The sequence below is a fragment of the Halomonas sp. DP5N14-9 genome (assembly GCF_019802175.1).
Lineage (GTDB): Bacteria > Pseudomonadota > Gammaproteobacteria > Pseudomonadales > Halomonadaceae > Halomonas > Halomonas litopenaei.
On the sequence record NZ_JAHVHR010000024.1, the window covers coordinates 279,707 to 297,871 of the forward strand.

The 18,165-nt window shown below is 66.5% G+C and carries 13 protein-coding genes; 5 read left to right on the forward strand and 8 right to left on the reverse strand.

Going from position 1 to position 18,165, the window contains the following annotated elements:
* Nucleotides 1–37: 37 nt before the first annotated feature.
* Nucleotides 38–2,686, forward strand: coding sequence for a phosphoenolpyruvate carboxylase (gene ppc / locus KUW00_RS14245; protein WP_124804386.1), 2,649 nt, complete (start codon nucleotides 38–40; stop codon nucleotides 2,684–2,686).
* Nucleotides 2,687–2,813: 127 nt separating this feature from the next.
* Here ppc and KUW00_RS14250 read toward each other — a convergent pair whose 3' ends face one another.
* The 7 genes from KUW00_RS14250 to KUW00_RS14280 form a co-directional block, all read right to left on the reverse strand.
* On the reverse strand, nucleotides 2,814–4,289 hold the full coding sequence (locus KUW00_RS14250) for a sigma-54 interaction domain-containing protein (protein ID WP_222569358.1): 1,476 nt from the start codon (nucleotides 4,287–4,289) through the stop codon (nucleotides 2,814–2,816).
* Nucleotides 4,290–4,409: 120 nt separating this feature from the next.
* Nucleotides 4,410–6,002 (reverse strand): sodium:solute symporter family protein, encoded by a 1,593-nt coding sequence (locus KUW00_RS14255; protein WP_222569359.1) that lies wholly within the window; start codon nucleotides 6,000–6,002, stop codon nucleotides 4,410–4,412.
* A complete protein-coding gene (locus tag KUW00_RS14260) occupies nucleotides 5,999–6,199 on the reverse strand; it encodes a hypothetical protein (protein ID WP_045993193.1) in 201 nt (66 codons plus the stop codon). Before KUW00_RS14260 ends, KUW00_RS14255 begins: the two co-directional genes overlap by 4 nt.
* A gap of 136 nt (nucleotides 6,200–6,335) precedes the next feature.
* Complete coding sequence (locus tag KUW00_RS14265) at nucleotides 6,336–7,589, reverse strand: M20 family metallo-hydrolase (protein WP_222569360.1); 1,254 nt, start codon at nucleotides 7,587–7,589, stop codon at nucleotides 6,336–6,338.
* Nucleotides 7,590–7,923: 334 nt separating this feature from the next.
* Complete coding sequence (locus KUW00_RS14270) at nucleotides 7,924–8,583, reverse strand: hypothetical protein (protein WP_222569361.1); 660 nt, start codon at nucleotides 8,581–8,583, stop codon at nucleotides 7,924–7,926.
* A gap of 374 nt (nucleotides 8,584–8,957) precedes the next feature.
* Complete coding sequence (locus KUW00_RS14275) at nucleotides 8,958–9,971, reverse strand: ketopantoate reductase family protein (protein WP_222569362.1); 1,014 nt, start codon at nucleotides 9,969–9,971, stop codon at nucleotides 8,958–8,960.
* Nucleotides 9,968–11,902 carry a DNA topoisomerase III gene (locus KUW00_RS14280; RefSeq protein WP_222569363.1) on the reverse strand — a complete coding sequence of 645 codons (1,935 nt, stop codon included), beginning with the start codon at nucleotides 11,900–11,902 and terminating at the stop codon, nucleotides 9,968–9,970. The genes KUW00_RS14275 and KUW00_RS14280 overlap by 4 nt, the downstream gene beginning before the upstream one ends.
* 206 nt (nucleotides 11,903–12,108) lie before the next feature.
* Here KUW00_RS14280 and KUW00_RS14285 point away from each other — a divergent pair, with 206 nt between their 5' ends.
* Both KUW00_RS14285 and KUW00_RS14290 read left to right on the forward strand, forming a co-directional pair.
* Nucleotides 12,109–13,353, forward strand: a complete 1,245-nt coding sequence (locus KUW00_RS14285; RefSeq protein ID WP_222569364.1) for an ABC1 kinase family protein — start codon at nucleotides 12,109–12,111, stop codon at nucleotides 13,351–13,353.
* Nucleotides 13,354–13,421: 68 nt separating this feature from the next.
* Nucleotides 13,422–15,263, forward strand: coding sequence for an SEC-C domain-containing protein (locus KUW00_RS14290; RefSeq protein WP_108447713.1), 1,842 nt, complete (start codon nucleotides 13,422–13,424; stop codon nucleotides 15,261–15,263).
* Nucleotides 15,264–15,481: 218 nt separating this feature from the next.
* On the opposite strand, the gene KUW00_RS14295 is transcribed toward KUW00_RS14290, so the two are convergent.
* The gene (locus KUW00_RS14295) at nucleotides 15,482–16,858 is read right to left on the reverse strand and encodes an AmpG family muropeptide MFS transporter (protein WP_108447714.1); all 1,377 of its coding nucleotides are present in this window, start codon (nucleotides 16,856–16,858) and stop codon (nucleotides 15,482–15,484) included.
* 215 nt (nucleotides 16,859–17,073) lie between these two features.
* On the opposite strand from KUW00_RS14295, the gene rfaH reads away from it, so the two are divergent.
* A complete protein-coding gene (gene rfaH, locus KUW00_RS14300) occupies nucleotides 17,074–17,616 on the forward strand; it encodes a transcription/translation regulatory transformer protein RfaH (RefSeq protein WP_222569365.1) in 543 nt (180 codons plus the stop codon).
* A gap of 22 nt (nucleotides 17,617–17,638) precedes the next feature.
* Complete coding sequence (locus KUW00_RS14305) at nucleotides 17,639–18,145, forward strand: peptidylprolyl isomerase (RefSeq protein WP_222569366.1); 507 nt, start codon at nucleotides 17,639–17,641, stop codon at nucleotides 18,143–18,145.
* Nucleotides 18,146–18,165: the final 20 nt, after the last annotated feature.

The window sequence follows — 18,165 nt, forward strand, 5'->3', positions numbered from 1 at the left end:
CTCGGGACCCGCTGGACACCACACCCAAGGAGACCCCATGAGCCACGATCTGCACGAATCCTTGCGCGATAACGTCCGCATCCTCGGCGACAGCCTGGGACGCACCATCGCCGATGATCTCGGACCCGAGTTCGTGTCACGCATCGAGACGATTCGCGGACTGGCCAAGCGGGGCCGCCAGGGCGAAGAGGCCGGCCAGCAGGAGCTGATCGAGTACCTGCGCCGGCTGCCGGAGAAGGACCTGCTGCCGGTGACCCGGGCGTTCAACCAGTTCCTCAACCTGGCCAACATCGCCGAGCAGCACTACCGTGCCCGCTTTCGTCGGGTCGAGGACTACAAGCCGGGGATGCAGCCGGTGCTCGGTGAGCTGCTCGAGCGCGCCCGGCGCGAGGGCCACTCGTCGCGCACCCTGGTCGAGACGCTGGCCAACATGCGCGTCGAGCTGGTGCTGACCGCCCATCCCACCGAGGTCATCCGGCGCACCCTGATCCAGAAGTACGACGCCATCGATGACTGCCTCAGCGCCATCGAGTCCTCCAGCGAGTACCCCGAGCGTGCGGCCCGGGCCAAGGGGCGGCTCGAGGAGCTGATCAGCCAGGCCTGGCACACCGACGAGATCCGCCACGACCGGCCGACCCCGGTGGACGAGGCCAAGTGGGGCTTTGCGGTGATCGAGAATTCGCTGTGGCAGGCGGTGCCGGACTTCCACCGGGACCTGGATAACCTGCTGCTGGAAAGCGCCGGCGAGCGTCTGCCGCTGGACGCCGCGCCGCTGCGTTTCGCTTCCTGGATGGGTGGCGATCGCGACGGTAACCCCAACGTCACCGCCCGGGTCACCCGGGAGGTGCTGCTGCTGGGCCGCTGGATGGCGGCGGACCTGTACCTGCGTGATCTCGAGCAGCTCAAGATCGAGCTATCGATGTGGAGCACCAACAGTGCCCTGCGTGCCGAGGTCGGCAACGTCGCCGAGCCCTATCGCGAGCTGCTCAAGCGTCTGGTGGCGAAGGTCGAGGCCACCCGCGACTGGGCCAAGGCCGAACTCGACGGCAAGAGCTATGACGGCGGGCCGATCATCGAGACCCGGGACCAGCTCTATGCGCCGCTGCTGGCCTGCTACCGTTCGCTGTGCGACGTCGGCCTGGACACCATCGCCAACGGTGTGCTGCTCGATACCCTGCGCCGTGTGGCGGTATTCGGCGTCACCCTGACCAAGCTCGACCTGCGCCAGGAGGCCAGCCGCCACGCCTTGGTGATGGAAGAACTGACCCACGACCTGGGCCTGGGCAACTACCGCGAATGGAGCGAGGAGCAGCGTCAGGCCTTCCTGCTGGCGGAGCTCGAGTCGACCCGGCCGCTGATCCCGCGGCGTTGGGAGTGCTCCGCCGAGACCCGTGAGACCCTGGACACCTTCCAGGTGGTCGCCGCCGAGCACGGCGAGGCGCTGGGCACCTACATCATCTCCATGGCCGCGCAGCCCTCGGACGTGCTCACGGTGGCGCTGTTGATGAAGGAGGTGGGGGGCCGTGTCGGCATGCCCATCGCACCGCTGTTCGAGACCCTGGACGACCTCAATCGCGCCGGCGACGTCATCGATCGGCTGCTGGCGCTGCCCGGCTACCGCCAGTTCGCCGGTGATAGCCAGGAGGTGATGATCGGTTACTCCGATTCGGCCAAGGACGCCGGCCAGCTGGCGGCGGCCTGGGCCCAGTACCGCGCCCAGGAGGCGCTGGTCGATGTCTGCGAAAGCCACGGTGTCGACCTGACCCTGTTCCACGGCCGCGGTGGCACCGTGGGCCGTGGCGGCGGTCCGTCCCACGCCGCCATCCTGTCCCAGCCCCCAGGCTCGGTGAACGGCAGCCTCAGGGTGACCGAGCAGGGCGAGATGATCCGCTTCAAGTTCGGCCAGCCCGACATCGCCCTGCGCTCCATGGAGATCTACGCCTGCGCGGTACTGGAGGCGTCGCTGCTGCCGCCGCCCAAGCCCAAGCCGGCCTGGCGCGACGAGATGGACCGTCTGGCCGAGATCGCCCACGGTGCCTACGTCGGTGTGGTACGCCAGGACCCCGATTTCGTGCCGTACTTCCGTGCCGTCACACCGGAAGGGGCGCTGGGCCGCCTGCCGCTGGGCTCGCGGCCGACCAAGCGGCGTCAGGACGGCGGTGTCGAGACCCTGCGCGCGATCCCCTGGATCTTCGCCTGGACCCAGATCCGTCTGATGCTGCCGGCCTGGCTCGGCACCGGCGAGGCCTTCGCCACCCGCCTGGCCGAGCCCGGCGGACTCGAGGTGTTGCAGGAGATGCGCGAGCAGTGGCCGTTCTTCGGCACCTACCTGGACATGCTCGAGATGCTGCTGGCCAAGGCCGACGTGGAACTGGCCGCCTACTACGAGCATCGCCTGGTGGACGAGCCGAGTCTGGAGGCCCTGGGCAACCGCCTGCGCGAGCGTTTCGGCAGGCTCAACGAGGAGCTTCTGAAGATCCTCGATCAGCAGGAGCTGCTCGAGAAGACGCCGCTGATTCGCCAGGCCATCGAGGTGCGAAACCCCTACATCGACCCGCTGCATGGCCTGCAGGCCGAGCTGCTGCAGCGTAACCGCGACGCCGACGGCGCCATCAGCGCGGACCTGTCCCGCGCCCTGATGGTGACCATGGCGGGGATCGCCGCTGGCCTTCGCAACACCGGCTGACGCGACCGCGAGCGTTACCCTGAACACCCAGCGCCCGGCCAGATGGCCGGGCGCTGGCGTCTTGGGTGAGCGTATCGGTTGGGTGTGTCGGTCGGGCGTTTCGGGATGTGTTGTGGATGCCGACGTTTCAGTCGGACGAGCTCGACCGATCGCGCTTGAGCCGTCGCATCAACCAGGACTGGCTGACGCCAAGGTCCTGGGCTGCCTTGCGGGTGCTGCCGGCGCGGGACAGAGCGTCATCGATGGCCTGGCGTTCGATCTCGGCCAAGCGCTCGGGCAGGGGGCGGGAATCGTCCAGTGGCAGCGACAGAGCACCGTCGCTTTGGCCGTCGTCTTGCCAGGAGCTCTTGCGCGGGCTGTTGAGGGAAACGCGGTCGGCAAGGCTAGCGGGCACAAGCTCCGGGTGGTCGAGGGCGAGATCGTCGATGCCGATGGTGTCGTCTTCACAGAACACGCTGAGCCGCTCGAGCAGGTTTTCCAGTTCGCGCACGTTGCCAGGCCAGGAGTGGTGGGTCAGCGCCCTCAGCGCGTCGCGCTCCAGGGTGATACGGCGCTTGTGGCGGCGGGATATCCTGGCCAGCAGCTGATTGGCCAGACCGGGGATGTCCTCGGCGCGCTCGCGCAGCGGTGGGATCTCGATGGGCACGATATTGAGCCGGTAGTACAGGTCGGCGCGGAAGCTTCCATCCTGCACCCGGGCGGCCAGGTCGGCGTTGGTGGCGGCGACGATACGCACCTCGGCCTTGCGCGGCTTGCCGCCCAGCGGGTGGTACTGACGTTCCTGCAGCAATTGCAGCAGTTTGGGCTGAAGCGTCAGCGGCAGTTCGCCTATCTCGTCGAGAAACAGGGTGCCGCCCTCGGCCAGGGCCACGTAGCCGACCCGCCCGTCGCGATGGGCGCCGGTGAAGGCGCCGCTCTCGTGGCCGAACAGCTCGGCTTCCAATAGGGCCTCGGGGATCGCCGCGCAGTTGACGTGAATCAGCGGCTTGTCCGAGCGCGGGCTGAACTGGTGCAGGCGATTGACCAGCCAGCTCTTGCCGACGCCGGTCTCGCCGCTGAGCAGTACCGTGGTGTCACTGGCGGCGGCGCGCTCGAGGCGCTCCAGACACCGGCGATAGCGTGGGCTGCGGCTGGACGAGGCGGGGCTGGCCTCCGTTGCTACCTGTTCCTGACGGATGCGCTTGAGCTGATGCATGACGTGATCGAGCAGCGCCTGGGTGGTGTCCGGCGAGCGCGAGGCCAGCACGTCGCGGTCCAGGTTGCGGGCCTGGACCAGCACCGCGTCGGGTTCACCGGAAGGGTCGCCGCCCAGGTGAAACAGGCTGCCGTTGACCAGGTAGTCCTTGCCGCGATAACGGTGGACCACGCTGACCGGTCGCCGCTCCTCGATCACGAAGCGGGTGACCGAGGGCGAGAATACCCCTTCCTCTTCGAGCCGGTAGACGTCGCTCTGGTAGAGGTGCTCCGCGCTGGCATCGAGCTGTGACAGGCTCGCCTGGTTAACCCACAGCGGGCGTCCCTTGAGATCGGTGATGAAGATGCCGTCCTCGAGGGCGTTGAGGATGGCCAGTAGCTGTCGGGGCATGAGGGGGCCGTGGTTCATCGAGGCTCCAGGCAGGGTCCAGAACGTCAATGGTGTGCCGGGAGCGCGTGTTAGTAAAGCCAGGCCGGCGCCTCACGGCGCCGGCCTGGTGGATCAGTGACAGCAGCGGTGACGGTGGGCTCAGGTCCCCAGCTTGCTGAACAGATAGCCCCACAGGGCGCCTGCGATGATCACGAACAGCACCATGATGCCCCACACCTGGCGGTATTCGCGCACCAGCTCGCGGGCGCCATCGGGACGGGCCAGGATGTCGCGGATGGTGGTATCGGACAGTCGCCTTGCACGCATGTCGTCGAATACCTTGAGCTCGTACTCGGAAGGCTGGCTCTTGAGTCCCACCGCGATCAGCGCCAGGGTGCCGAGCAGGATGGCCACCTGCAGGTTGTCGATATGCAGCGGCAGGCTGACCAGGCCGTGGCGCTCGAGTTCGCCCACCACGATGAAGGTGATCGAGCCCACCAGCATGCAGGCCAGCGCAGCGTTGGCGTTCATCCGACGCCAGTGCATGGCGGCGACGATGGTCGGCAGCCAGGCCACGGCAAAGATCGCGCCGGCGTAGATCGATATCCAGTAGATACCCGCCGGGCGCGAGATCGCCACGGCGCACACTACCAGCGCTACCACCGCCTGGGAGATGCGGCCGAGTACCACGCCCTTGCGTTCGCTGACCTCACGGTCGAACAACTTCTCGTAGAGGTCGCGGGCCAGGGCGAAGCCGGTCAGCACGAACAGTGTCGAGGCGGTGGACATGATCGACGCCATCAGGCCGGCCAGACCGATACCGGCCAGGGTCGGGTTGGTGTGTTCCATGAAGCCGACGATCATGGCGCGGTCGGTGGGCTCGATGCCGGGCTGGATTACCTGCATGGCGCTGGCCGCCAGAAACACCAGCAGCTGCATGGCCGGGGCGAAGAACACGCCGATCACCGCCACCTTGAGGATGACGAAGTCGTTCTTGGCCGGAAAGACGCGGGACACCAGCGCCGGGGTGCAGGCAAAGAACAGGATCCACACCAGGAACTGGGAGATCGACCAGCCCAGCGGGCGGTCGTTGGCGCCCCCCACGGTCCAGAAACCGGGCAGGGTCTCGCCGAGGCCCTTCATCGCCTCGAAGCCGGCGTCGCCGATCAACATCGGTGCGATGACGAAGGCGATGGCCAGCATGGTGAAGAACATCATGGTGTCGGTGTAGACCACCCCGTACATGCCGGACAGCGAACAGAACGCCAGCAGCGCCAGGGTGAAGGCGACGATGATCACCGGGAAGGGGATATCGATGATCTCGGCCAGCACCAGGCCGGCGCCGATCAGCTGGATGATGCCGTAGCCGAGCAGGCCGATCACCATCAGGATCAGTGCGACCACGCTGACCCACTTGTTGTTAAAGCGGTAGTCGAAGAAGTCCATCATGGTGCGGCAGTTCAGCGCCTTCAGCTTGCGACCGATGAACACCACCGCGATCAGGGTCCCGACCCAGGCGCCGAAGGAGCCCAGCGCCGCGATCACCAGCGGGCCTTCGCTGTAGGAGATGCCGGCGATCCCCATCAGGGTCACGGCGCTGAGGAAGGTGGCGGCCAGGGTTCCGACGATCAGCAACGTCGAGCCCTGCTCACCCATGACGTAGAAGTCGTCCTTGTTCTTGATACGGCGTGCGAGCAGGGCCGCCACCGCCACGTAGGCGGTCAGTACGATGGCGAAGATGGCCAGGGTCATGACAGGTCTCTCAGGTCAGATGAAGTCTTGTTGTGGTTGGTGGTGTCGGCTGAAGACGAAGCCGCTGCCTCGTCCTTCAGGCGACGAATGGTCGGCCGGTATTCGCGCAGCAGGATGACGCCAACGATGACCACCGACAGGGCGGTGGTCAGAAAGGCGTTGGCAAACAGCAGCAGCACATGGGAGTTGATGTCCATAAGGTATCTCTTGTTGTGAATGGCCTGAGCGTCCGGGGAACGAGTCGGCTGATCGGGCAAAGGGCCTTTGATGCTATTTCGACTCGATGAATCGAAATCGATTCATTCTGGGTTGTTCAGGGCGCTGATGGCGATCTCAGTCGCGCTCGGCGCGTGCCAGCACCGCGTCGCACAGCAGTTGGGTGCCCAGCGCGCAGTGCTCAGGCTCGGCGTATTCGGCCTCGTTGTGGCTGATGCCGTCGCGGCAGGGCACGAAGATCATCACCGTGGGGGTGACGTGGGACAGGTGCACGGCGTCGTGCCCGGCACCGCTCATCATACAGGGGGCATCGAGCTCGCGCGCCTTGACGGCCTCGCGCAGGGAGTCGATCAGGGCGTCGTCGAAGGGGGTGACCGGAGAATGCCAGCGGCGCTCGAACGTCAGCTCCACGCCCTCGACGTCGGCGGCGTCCCTGGCCAGACGTTCCAGTTCGGCATCCAGTGCATCGAGGCGTTCGTCGCTGACGTGGCGCAGGTCCAGCAGCAGACGGACCTCGCCGGGGACCACGTTGCGCGAGGGCTCGACCACCTGGAAGTCGCCCACGGTCAGGCGCGCAGCGCCGTCAGGATCCGCCATGACCACCTCGCGCATGCGCTGGATCATGGCGGTGGCGGCGAGCAATGGATCACGGCGATAGCTCATCGGCGTGGGGCCTGCGTGGGCCGACTGACCGCGCAGACTCAGGTCGTACCAGCGGATGCCCTGGACCCCGGTGACGATGCCGAGGGGATGGCCCTGTTCCTCGAGCACCGGGCCCTGCTCGATGTGCAGCTCGAAGTAGGCGTCGAGTTCGGGTTCGCCCAGGGGCAGATCGCCGGCCTCGCCGCAGGCCGCGATGGCCTCGCCCAGGGTGACGCCCTTGCTGTCGCTGGCGCCGAAGAAGGTCGCCTCATCGAGGCGGCCGGTCCAGACGCCGCTGCCGCCCATGGCCGGGGCGAAGCGGCTGCCTTCCTCGTTGGTCCAGACGATCAATGACAACGGCCGGCGGGTGGTGATGGCGTTGTCGTGCAGGCTGCGCAGCACCTCCAGGCCAGCCAGTACCCCCAGCACGCCGTCGAAGCGTCCGCCCAGCGGCTGGGTGTCCAGGTGGCTACCCATGGACACCGGGGGCAGGTGGTCCTCGCGTCCGGCACGCCGGATAAACAGGTTGCCGGCCTTGTCACGCTGCCAGGTGCAGCCCAGCGCCTCGACCCAGTCCAGCAGCAGGCGGCGCCCATCGGCGTCTTCAGGGGTCATGGCAAGGCGGCGGCTGCCGCCGTTGGGGGAAGGGCCGACCTCGGCCATCTGCATCAGGCTGTCCCACAGGCGGTTGGCGTCGATATCGATGGAACGGTGGGGTGTCGATGACATGGCAGGAGATTCCTTTTGATTTGGTGTTATGCCAAACCACAAAGCTATTCCCATGCCGTATTGAGAAAAAATCTTTTAAAACAGCAGAATAAAGATGAGGTGTGGCGCAAGGGGACGTCAAAAGTCACTGCGTGTAACGCGATCGAGTCGATTCAGACTCGGTTTGCCGGCGGTGTTAGGCTCAGTCCGAAAAGTCGACGAGCGAAGGTTAGACAAGGCAAAAATCGGTGAGACAGCGCAGTTTACGTGGTGTAAATGAGCATGTTGACCGGGCTGGCGCACCAGCCGATTTTTAACGCCGTATTACCGAGCGCAGGCACTTTTCAGACGAGCCCTAGAAAGGGAGGTGGAACGAGGCCGTAATCATATTCAGATGCTCAAGCTCGGGGTCATTGACCTCCTCGAACTCGACCTGGCCGATCCAGCTGCGGGTCATCCAGCGGGCCCCGAGACCCTGGACCCGGGTGGAGCCACTGGTGGAATCGAAGGTGTTGCGACCGGTGACCGGATCGCTGACCCACTGGGCCATGCCGGTCTTGCCGTAGACGCCGAAGTGGCCGACACGGAAGCCGGCGACCAGGCTACCCCCCAGGCTGGTCACGTCCTGGACATGCTGGCTGTCGCTGGAAGACATGGGGACGTCATCGCTTTGTCGATAGCGCAGCTCGGCCCCCAGGTCCCAGCCGGTTTCCTGCTGTGGCGCCATGCCGGCGGTCAGGCGGAAGCCGGAGGTGTAGCCGTCGGGAGTGTGGACCTTGTCGCCCTGCACCAGGACGCCACTGTCGAGCCTGACGATTTCCTGGCCCATGCCGGAAAAGGCCGGGGTGGCCGAGTGGGCGGCGTCATTGTCGGCCAGCGGGTCGGCAGCGTCTTCGCTCGCCAGGACAGGGGCCGAGAAGGCGACAATGGTCAGTGCCGCAAGCATACCCGCCAGCAAGGTGTGCGACGTGGGGCGTCGAGCGGGGAGAGAGGGCAAGCGACAAGCAGTCATCATGGTTGTCCTGGCGGAATAGCCTCCGCGGGTGGCACCTGATCGATCATGCTTCGGTTTTATTCAAGGGCTCGGCTCTCAATTCTAGACTCAGCCAACTTAAATCTCAGCAACCTCAGCTCTCACCTTGGCTCTCAATCTTGACGCGGCTCATTTTGACCGAGTTTTGAACGAGGCTGATTGAGAACACGGCGCAGTGTGAACGCAGCTCGTAGTGAACATGGCTCACAAAGGCAAGACCGCATGCGGGGACACGGACTTGTTCGAGGGCCGGCCCGGCAAGGTGATTCGAGTCGATATTCAGGTGGGAGTCGAATCACTGCCAACCGTTAAAATAGCAATCGCTTTTGTGTACCGCCAGCCTGGGCTTGCTCGTTTCAGGCATTCAGAAAGCGCCAATGCGCGTCGAGCTGGGGGCAAGGGAGGCCCAGGCGTGTGGCAGCCTCGCGCAGCGGGCCGAGGATGGCGTCGTGTTCGGTGGGCCGGCCGGCTTCGATATCCTGCAGCATCGAGGCACGGTTGGCGGCGGTCCGCTCGATGACCTGCCAGACCAGGGCGCGCCAGGCGTGGGTGCCATCGTTGACGTCGCTGGAGAGAACGTCGCTGGAGGGAACGTCGATGGCGGGAGCAGGGATCTCCAGTGACGCCAGGATCTGCGCCACCTCGTCGACGGTGGCGTCGACCATGTCGCGGTAAGGATGCCCGCGCAGCTCGCCATTACGCAGTCGGTAGCGTGCCACCAGGGGGTTGATGGCGGCGTTCACCGCCAGCTTGTGCCACAGCCGGGTGGCGATATCGTCCACCGCCTCGGTGGCCAGGCCGGCGGCGCTCAGGGTGGTGGCCAGCGAACTGGCCAGGGCTTGGGTCTGGAGGGCTTGGGACTGGAGGGCGTGAGTCCGGAGGGGTTGGGTATGGGGGCCGTGGCCTTCGCCTGGATGGCCGTCGAGGCCGCCGTCGAGATGACCGATGACGGTCTGACCCTGGCCGGCGTGGACGACGCTGTCGTCGGCGTCGATGAAGGCGCCCTCGGTGGTGGAGGCGCACAGCACCGGCCCGCTCCAGGTATCGGTCAAAGGTCGCTGCACGCGCAGCCCGTTCTGCCACAGCACCAGCGGTGTGGCGGCAGGCAGATGGTCGGCCACCGCAGCGAAGGCTGCCCTGGCGGCGTAGGCCTTGGTGGTCAGCATGACCTGGTCGACATCGACGCAGGCAAGGCGTGGCTCGGTGGTGGTGGCCAGTTCAAGGCGCTCGGTCGTGCCATCCGGTGAGGTCAGGGTCTGGATCGTCGGCAGCGGTCGCCGCCCCAGCAGGCGCACGCTCTGGCCGCCAGCGGCAAGCCGACAGGCCAGCAGGCGGCCGATGGCGCCGGGACCGATGATCAGTGTAGTCATGTGGTGCTGCCTTTACGGGAGAGGCGGCGTTTACGCCCGGCGCTGCGGCGTGGCGAGTTGGTGCGGCGGCCTCGCTTGCTGGCGGGGCCGGCTTCCGGCGACTCGCCCTGGGCGGCGCCGAGGGCGGCACTCAGCCGCTGACTGTCGGCGCTGCCCACCAGCTTGCGAAGGTCCTCGACCAGCTGGGCGACGAAGGGTTCCGGTTCGGCCTGGGCCTCGGCGATGCCTTCCAGACGCTGTTCCCACAGGGCGGTGCGCTCCGGGCGGCTGACCGCTTCGGGCAGCGAGTGGATCAGACCCACCCCCAGGCGTGTGGCGCGCAGCGCCTTGGCCTTGCGCACCAGATAGCCGCGCTCCAGCAGCGTCTCGATGATGCCGGCACGGGTGGCCTCGGTACCCAGACCGTCGGTTTCCCTGAGGGTGCGGCGTACCTCGGGGTCCTCCACGTAGCGGGCGATATTCATCATGGCCTTGATCAGGCTGGCATCGGTAAACGGCTCCGGTGGGCGCGTCTCGCGCTGTTCGACCTGGGCCTCCAGTGCCTGACAGGCCTCGCCCTCGACCAGCGCCGGCAACGGCGGTGGCTCGTCACGGGTGGTGAACAGGGGCTTCCAGCCGGGCACCAGCAGCGTCTGGCCGGAGGCCTGGAAGCGCTCGTCCAGCAGGCGGAACTCGGCCTTCACCTCCTGGGTTTCCAGCGCCGGATAGAACTGGGCCAGCACGTTGCGCGCGATCAGACGGTAGACGTCGGCTTCCTGACGCGACAGGCGCTCGGCAACGAAGGGCTTGCCGGTGGGGGCCAGGGCGTGGTGGGCACCGACCTTGGCGTCGTCGAAGGCGCGTGAGCGAAGCCCCATGTCGGCGTTGGCCAGCCAACCGGACAGGGTGGTGTCATCGCGACAGGCGCTGGCCAGTTGGCCCGGCAGGCTCGCCAGGTGTTCACGCGGCAGGTAGCGACAGTCCGAGCGCGGATAGGTGATCAACTGATGGCGCTCGTAAAGGCGCTGGCAGATGTCCAGCACCGCCTTGGCCGAGAGCCCGTGGCGGCGTGCCGCATCGACCTGCAGCGCCGACAGAGAGTAAGGCAAGGGCGGCGGCTGGCGACGACGACGGGAGTCCACGCTGCTCACCTGGCCTTCAGCACCCGGCAGGCGCTCTGCCAGCGTCTGAGCAGGAGCGGCGTCGAGCAGCCGACCGCGCTCGTCCAGGCGATGGGGCTCGCCGGGGACCCACCAGGCCTTCAAGGTGCCGGCGCCGACGCGCAGGTGAGCCCACAGCACATAGAAGGGGTAGGGCGTGAAATGACGGATCTCCTCATCGCGGCGCACCACCAGGCCGAGCACCGGCGTCTGCACGCGCCCCACCGACAGCACGCCATCGTGGCCCGCCTGGCGGCCGATCAGGGTCCAGGCGCGGGTCAGGTTGATGCCGTACAGCCAGTCGGCGCGGGCGCGGGTCTGGGCGGCGCGGTAGAGCGGGTAATACCTGGCATTGTCCTCGATCCGCCCGAGTGCTCGAGCCACCGCAGGCCGGTTGAGGTCGTTGATCAGCAGACGCTGGACGGGCCCCTTCCAGCCCAGGTGCTCGATCACCTCCTGGACCAGCAGCTGGCCCTCGCGGTCGGGGTCGCCGGCGTGCACCAGTTGGCGTGCCTGTTTCAGGCGCGCACGAATCACCGACAGCTGACCGCGGGCCTTGGGCCTGGGCACCAGCTTCCACTGACCGGGCACGATGGGCAGGTGGTCGCGTCGCCAGGGCTTGAAGGCCGGGTCGTAGGCATCCGGTGGGGCTTGTTCCAGCAGGTGGCCGAGGCACCAGGTGACCTCGGTGTCGCCGACGGACAGGTAGCCGTCTTTTTTCTGTGCTGCCCCGGGCAGCGCCTCGGCGATGGAGCGAGCCAGGCTCGGTTTTTCCGCAATGATCAATCGCATAGCGCACCGGTGCGGGTGAATCGTCTGGATATTCTTCCAGTATGTGTGATGAGATGCCAGGTGTACCATGGAGTGAAAAGTGTACAAGTCCTATATCATTTTTGTGTGCAGATGCGGGTAAGGTGACCGTCTTGTGACGCGCTATCCTCCCGGTGAGGCCAGCGTTGCCAGCATCTTGCAGGGCGCCCGTACGGGCAGGAGGCAGCATGCGTCAGTCAGGCCGGACACGCCGGATGCTCGGGTTGTCCGCTCGTACCGGATCGACCCTGCTGCGCTCGAGAATCGGCGGCAAGGCCGATTGGCAGGCGCTCGGCGAGTCGCTGTTTGAAGGCCTTTCCGAGCTCAAGGGTCCGGCGATGAAGATCGCTCAGGTCATGTCCCAGTGGGATGACCTGCTGCCCCCGGCCCTGGCCGAAGAGCTTGCCCGGCTGCAGAAGGATGCTGCACCGGCGCCCTGGGCCGAGATCAAGGTGGCGCTTGAGGCAGAGCTCGGCGACCTCGATGCCCTGTTCGACGAGATCGAGCCCGAGCCCTTTGCCAGCGCCTCCATGGGACAGGTGCATCGAGCCTGGACCCGGGACGGTCGTACCCTGGTGCTCAAGGTGCAGTACCCGGGGCTCGATCGGGTGCTGGAACAGGACCTGGTGCAGGTCAGAAGGCTGCTGCGACTGGGTCGCTGGCTCAAGGTGTCCCAGGCACGCCTCGATGCTCTGTTCGACGAACTCGCCGATGGACTGCGGCGCGAGCTCGACTATCGCGCCGAAGCGGACGCACTGGAGCGCTACCGGCGGCGCTATGCCGATCACCCCGACCTGGTGATGCCGCAGCCCGTGAAGGAGCTCAGTGGTCCAAGGGTGCTGGCGATGGAGTATCTGCCGGGGACGCCCCTGCGTGACCTCGAAGGTGCCGACGATACCCTTCGTCAGCGGGTGTCGCGCACCCTGGCGGACTGGATCACCGAGGAGCTGTTCACCCACCATGAACTGCACGCCGATCCCCACGCCGGCAATTTTGCCGTCGATGAACAGGGCCGGCTGGTGGTGTATGACCTGGGCGCCGTGATCGCGGTCCCCCGGGAGCGGCTGGCCGGTCTGGTGGCGCTACTTGGGGCAACCCTGGACGGCGACCCCATGGCCATGGATGAGGCCGTGCGCGGGCTCGGCGGTCGACAGGGAGAGGGCGCGCCGCTGGCGCTGTATCGCGAATCCGCGGAAGCGGTGTCGCCGCTGTTCGCGCCCGGTGAGCAGGACTTCGGCGATGTACGGGTGCATCGGCGTCTGCGCGAGCTGAGCCCCCGGGTGTGGGGCGCGCTGGACCGCCTGCAGCCCCCTGCCGGCATGCTGTTGCTGGTGCGTACGCTCAATGGTCATTACTGGAACCTGGTGCGGCTCGAGGGGCGCCTGGACATGCATTCACGGAGTGCACAGTTGCTGGATGCCTACGCCGTCTGAGGCGCGGGTCTGCCCAGCCGGTGCATGCACTGTTAGACTGTGCCGTTTTCAATTTCGGGGAGATAGCGATGCTGGCGTTATGGGTGGATCAACTGCTGGGTTTTGCCGCGGGCGCCCTGGCAGCCATTCGGCAGGATGAACGCTATCCGAGCTTGATGAGCTGGGCGCGCGAGGAGGGGCCTGCCTGCGTGGGCGGTGACAAGGCCCTGGCCCAGGCGCTGGCTCCCGAACTGTGGTCCCAGACGCCCCTGGCACGTCTCGACTTCGCCTGTGAAACCCTGGCACGCCCTGGCCGCAACGAGCCTTGCTGGTGCGACTCTGGACGCAAGATGAAGCAGTGCTGCGGTGCCGTCAGCCTGCCCGGTCACCTGCCACCTCATCTGATGTGGATGCTGTCGCTGCGCGAGTGGAAAGGGGAGACGCTGAAGGCTGCCCTGGCCAGTGGTCGCGCCCCTGCCCAGGCGCTGTTGGAGGCGGGGCTGATCGCCGCCGAATCGGGCCAGCGAGGACGTGCCCAGCAGATCCTCGAGTCACTGTTCGACAATGCCGACTGGGAGCGCCTGCCGGAACAGGCCGAGCCCGCCTTCGAGATCCTGCTGGACCTTTTCCAGGAGCGCGGTTTCCACCGCAAGCGCGAGGCGCTGCTGGACGAGGTGCTGGAGCGGGGACCGATGTTCCTGCGTGGCGTGGCGCTGGAGCGGCTGTGTCTGATGCACCTGGACAACGACGATCTCGACAGTGCTCGCTCGGCCTTCGTGCGTGCCCAGCAGGCCCTTCCCGATTCGCCGACCCTGGCCTATATCGAGGCCATGCTGCTGCTCCACGAAGGTCACGACGAGGAAGCCATGGAGCGCTCGCGCTTCTGGCTGCGGCGGCTGACCCGCCAGGGTGATCTCGACCCCGACCAGCTGCAGTTCCTGGCGGACCTGGCCGACAACCCCGGCGCCACCCTGGCCGATCAGCTGCTGTGCGCCGAAGAGGATCTCGGCGAGCCCCTGGTAGGCCTGCAGACCCTGCTGGCGGAGTTGCCGCCGCCCCCGCCGATCAAGGTGGTGGAGGAAGACGGGCAGTTGCTGTATCGCTCCACGGCGCGGGAGGACACGCTGTTCGCCGCCTTCCAGGAGGGTTTCCAGGTCGACGTGGACCCGGATGCGCCGATGGGCTTTCTCGGAGATCCCTGGTTCAATGCCGCAGCCTGGTTGCCGGCGCTGTGTGCCAACCCCGAACAGCTTGATTCACCGGCGGTACTGCAGTCGGTGTCGCTGGCGCTGACCAGCCGTTTTGGCAGTCTGCCGTGGATGGCGCCGAGTCTGTTCGAGCCCCTGGCCGAGCGTCTCGAGCGCTGGCTTCTGCAGATTCGTCAGAGTGGCGACGGCGCCTTCCAGTGGGACCAGGAAGACAACGCCCAGCTGCTGCGGGCGGGGCTTGCACTGGTAGTGGGTATGGAACGTGGCTCCCGCCAGCACTCGCGGGAACTGGCCGAGCTGCTGCTGTCGCTGGACGAGCAGGACAGTCTGGGGCTGCGCGAGCTGGTGCTCGACCAGTTGCTGCGCGAAGGCCGCGACGACGAGGCGCTGGAGATCAGCCGCCAGGCCCTGGAGGTCGGTCCTGCCGATGACGAGACGCCGCTGCTGGGCATGTACATGGGGCAGGTGCTGGCGCTGTACCGACTGGGCCAGCTCGACGACGCGGCCCTGGCATTGGAGAGCGCCCAGCGCCACAACGCCCACGCGGTGGCGCTTCTCTGCAGCGACAACCCCAAACGTGGCGCCATCCCCGGCAATGGCCAGCTGGCCGAGCCCGGCACCCGCGCCGAGGCCTGGCAGTACCGTACCCTGATGCGCGATCAGTGGCGCAGCACACCGGGCGCGCTGGCCTGGCTTGAGGAGCGCAGCGGACGGCGCGGTTGATCGCAAGCCCTGTTCAAGGGATGCACTACAAGGCGGGCTCAGCAAGGTGGGATTGGTCACGTGCCTGCGCTGGATAACGGCTCCGGCTGAGCCTGGGGGCGCGTAGCGCCGAAGTTCTACTCAGACCCCCAGGTACGGGGCCAAACGCTGAAGTACCATGGAAAAAGAGGGCCGACAATGTCGGCCCTCTTTTTGTGATGCACACTGCATCGATGGCGTCATGGCTTGTCGAGGCTGACGGCGTGATCCCCTGGCTCGCGCACATGGTGTCGCCAGACCCACAGCGCCATCAGGATGGCCGGTACGCCCAGCGCCGAGGCCAGCACGAAGAAGCTCGGGTAGCCCATTCCCTCCACCACCAGGCCGCCAAAGCCTGACAGGAACTTTCCGGGCAGGGTCATCAACGACGAGAACAGGGCGTACTGGGTGGCGGTGTAGGCCCGCGAGGTCAGGCTCGACAGGAAGGCGATGAACACTGCGCTTGCCAGGCCATTGCTGAGGTTGTCGCCGACGATAGTGAGCACCAGCAGCGAGTGCTGGGCGCCACTGAGCGCCAGCCAGGCGAACATCAGGTTGGTCAGCACGGTGGCCGTAGCGCCGAGCACCAGGATGCGTCCGATGCCGTAGCGCACCACCAGCACCCCGCCGACCAACCCGCCGAGGAGACTCATGATGACGCCGAACACCTTGGTCACGGTGGCGATGGTGTCGAGGCTGAAGCCGAGGTCGACGTACAGCGGATAGGCCATCGAGGCCATCGCCAGGTCGCTGATGCGATAGATGCCGATAAACAGCAAAAGTCCCAGTGCGCCCAGTCCGAAGCGCCCGAAGAAGTCGAGAAAGGGGCAGACCACGGAGCCGATCAACCAGGCGCCGGTGCGCCGGACCCATGCGGGCCGGCCGCGGCTGGCGCGCAGGAAGGCGCGCACCCGGGGCTCCTTGGCCAGGCGACTGGCCAGCGGTTGGCGCGGCGGCTCGGGACGCAACAGTACGGTGATCATGCCCACCGCCGTCAGTGCCGCCATGCACTGGTAGGACACCTGCCAGGAGAAGGCCGACGCCAGATACAGCGCCCCTGCACCGGCCATGATCAGGCCGCCGCGATAGCCGATGATGTAGGTGGACGCCATCGCTGCCTGGACCTCGTCCTCGGCCGACTCGATACGAAAGGCGTCGATGGCGATGTCCTGGGTGGCCGAGCCGAAGGCCACCATCAGCGCAAACAGCGCCACCGCGCCGAGCTGGGAGGCCGGGTCCAGCGACGAAAGGCCCAGCAGGCCGCCCATGATCAGCGCCTGGCCGGCAAGCATCCAGCTGCGCCGCTGGCCCAGCAGGCGGGTCAGCAGCGGCAGGCGGAAGGCGTCCACCACCGGTGCCCAGAAGAACTTTATCGAGTACAGCAGTCCAATCCACGAGAAGAAACCGATGGCGGCGACCTCGACCCCGCTGGTACGCAGCCAGGTGGTCAGGGTGGAGAACACCAGCAGAAAGGGAAGGCCCGCAGAAAAGCCCAGAAACAGCATGGCCAGCACGGGTAGTCGCAGGTAGACGCGCAGGGCGTCGACCCAGGGATGCTGGCCGGACGAGGTGGGCATGGATAGCCTCCTTGCAGTTGGTCGGCCACAGGCCGCCTTCCGAATGGTAAAATGCGCGCAACATCTCGGTGCGGCTCGACGAATTGTTGCAAAGCCGCAGGGGCGATACCAGCGGTGATCATCAAGGGTCGTCGGCAACGCGCCGGGAACCGCGTCAATGACAGGCGATACTGCCGGCTTGGTGGCTGGTGGTGGTTGAGTCTGGAAGGAGTCACATGAGTCACAGCAATATCGAGGCGGGCCTGGTGGGCGATGCCACCCCGCGCTGGTACGTGGTCCAGTGCAAGGGCGGAGAGTCGTTCCGGGCCGCCGAGCATCTGGCCAACCAGGGATACGAGCTCTTTCATCCGGTGCTGGAGGTGCAGAAGAAGCGCCGCAACAAGCTGACCTGGGTCGAGGAGCCGTTGTTCCCCTACTATCTGTTTTTGCGGCTCGACCAGGTCGAGAGCAACTGGCGCCCGATTCGCTCGACGCGCGGAGTGTTGAAGATCGTGACCTTCGGGCTGTCGATGCCGGTGCCGGTCAGCGATGAGCTGATCGACCTGCTGCGCCAGCACGGCGAAGCCAAGGACGACGATCCTGGCCAGCTTTACTTCCGGGCCGGAGAGTCGGTGGAGATCACCGACGGACCCTTCAAGGACCTCAAGGCGGTGTTCGAGAGCCACAAGGGCGAAGAGCGGGCGATCGTGCTGCTCAACATGCTGCATCGCCAGCAGCGCCTGGAAATGCCCGTCGCCGCGCTCAAGCGCCAGGACTGATGTCGACCCCAAGGAGCCCGAGATGAGAGTTTCTCCCCAGTGTGTGGTGCGCCTGCACTATGTCCTGAGCAACCAGCAGGGCGACGTCCTGGACGATTCCTGGAAGCGCGATGAGCCGCTGGAGTATCTGCACGGCCACGGCAACCTGATGGAAGGCCTCGAGCGGGCCCTGGTCGACGCCGAGGTCGGCAGCCGCCTCAGCGTCACCCTGTCCCCGGCCGAGGCCTATGGACTGCGCGACGAGTCGCTGGTGCGCGAGGTGGGACGCCAGGCCTTTCCCGGTACCGATCTGCGCCCCGGCATGTGCTTCCAGACCCCCGGCGATGCTGGCCCACAGATCGTCAGCGTGGTAGAGGTCAAGGGGGACAGCGTGGTGGTGGACACCAACCATCCCCTGGCCGGGGAGACCCTGTCGTATCGCCTCGAGGTGCTCGATATTCGCCAGGCGACCCGCGCCGAACTGGCCAAGGGGCACCCGCTGCCGCCCGGCACCGAGGCCTCCGAGGTGGAGGACCGCAAGGTCCTCTAGGGTCCCGGCAGTGGTAGCTG

What these genes read in the sequence shown, in the direction of transcription:
- ppc (WP_124804386.1), top strand. Translation starts at nt 38, where the DNA reads ATGAGCCACGATCTGCACGAATCCTTGCGCGATAACGTCCGCATCCTC.
- KUW00_RS14250 (WP_222569358.1), bottom strand. Translation starts at nt 4,289, where the DNA reads ATGAACCACGGCCCCCTCATGCCCCGACAGCTACTGGCCATCCTCAAC.
- KUW00_RS14255 (WP_222569359.1), bottom strand. Translation starts at nt 6,002, where the DNA reads ATGACCCTGGCCATCTTCGCCATCGTACTGACCGCCTACGTGGCGGTG.
- KUW00_RS14260 (WP_045993193.1), bottom strand. Translation starts at nt 6,199, where the DNA reads ATGGACATCAACTCCCATGTGCTGCTGCTGTTTGCCAACGCCTTTCTG.
- KUW00_RS14265 (WP_222569360.1), bottom strand. Translation starts at nt 7,589, where the DNA reads ATGTCATCGACACCCCACCGTTCCATCGATATCGACGCCAACCGCCTG.
- KUW00_RS14270 (WP_222569361.1), bottom strand. Translation starts at nt 8,583, where the DNA reads ATGATGACTGCTTGTCGCTTGCCCTCTCTCCCCGCTCGACGCCCCACG.
- KUW00_RS14275 (WP_222569362.1), bottom strand. Translation starts at nt 9,971, where the DNA reads ATGACTACACTGATCATCGGTCCCGGCGCCATCGGCCGCCTGCTGGCC.
- KUW00_RS14280 (WP_222569363.1), bottom strand. Translation starts at nt 11,902, where the DNA reads ATGCGATTGATCATTGCGGAAAAACCGAGCCTGGCTCGCTCCATCGCC.
- KUW00_RS14285 (WP_222569364.1), top strand. Translation starts at nt 12,109, where the DNA reads ATGCGTCAGTCAGGCCGGACACGCCGGATGCTCGGGTTGTCCGCTCGT.
- KUW00_RS14290 (WP_108447713.1), top strand. Translation starts at nt 13,422, where the DNA reads ATGCTGGCGTTATGGGTGGATCAACTGCTGGGTTTTGCCGCGGGCGCC.
- KUW00_RS14295 (WP_108447714.1), bottom strand. Translation starts at nt 16,858, where the DNA reads ATGCCCACCTCGTCCGGCCAGCATCCCTGGGTCGACGCCCTGCGCGTC.
- rfaH (WP_222569365.1), top strand. Translation starts at nt 17,074, where the DNA reads ATGAGTCACAGCAATATCGAGGCGGGCCTGGTGGGCGATGCCACCCCG.
- KUW00_RS14305 (WP_222569366.1), top strand. Translation starts at nt 17,639, where the DNA reads ATGAGAGTTTCTCCCCAGTGTGTGGTGCGCCTGCACTATGTCCTGAGC.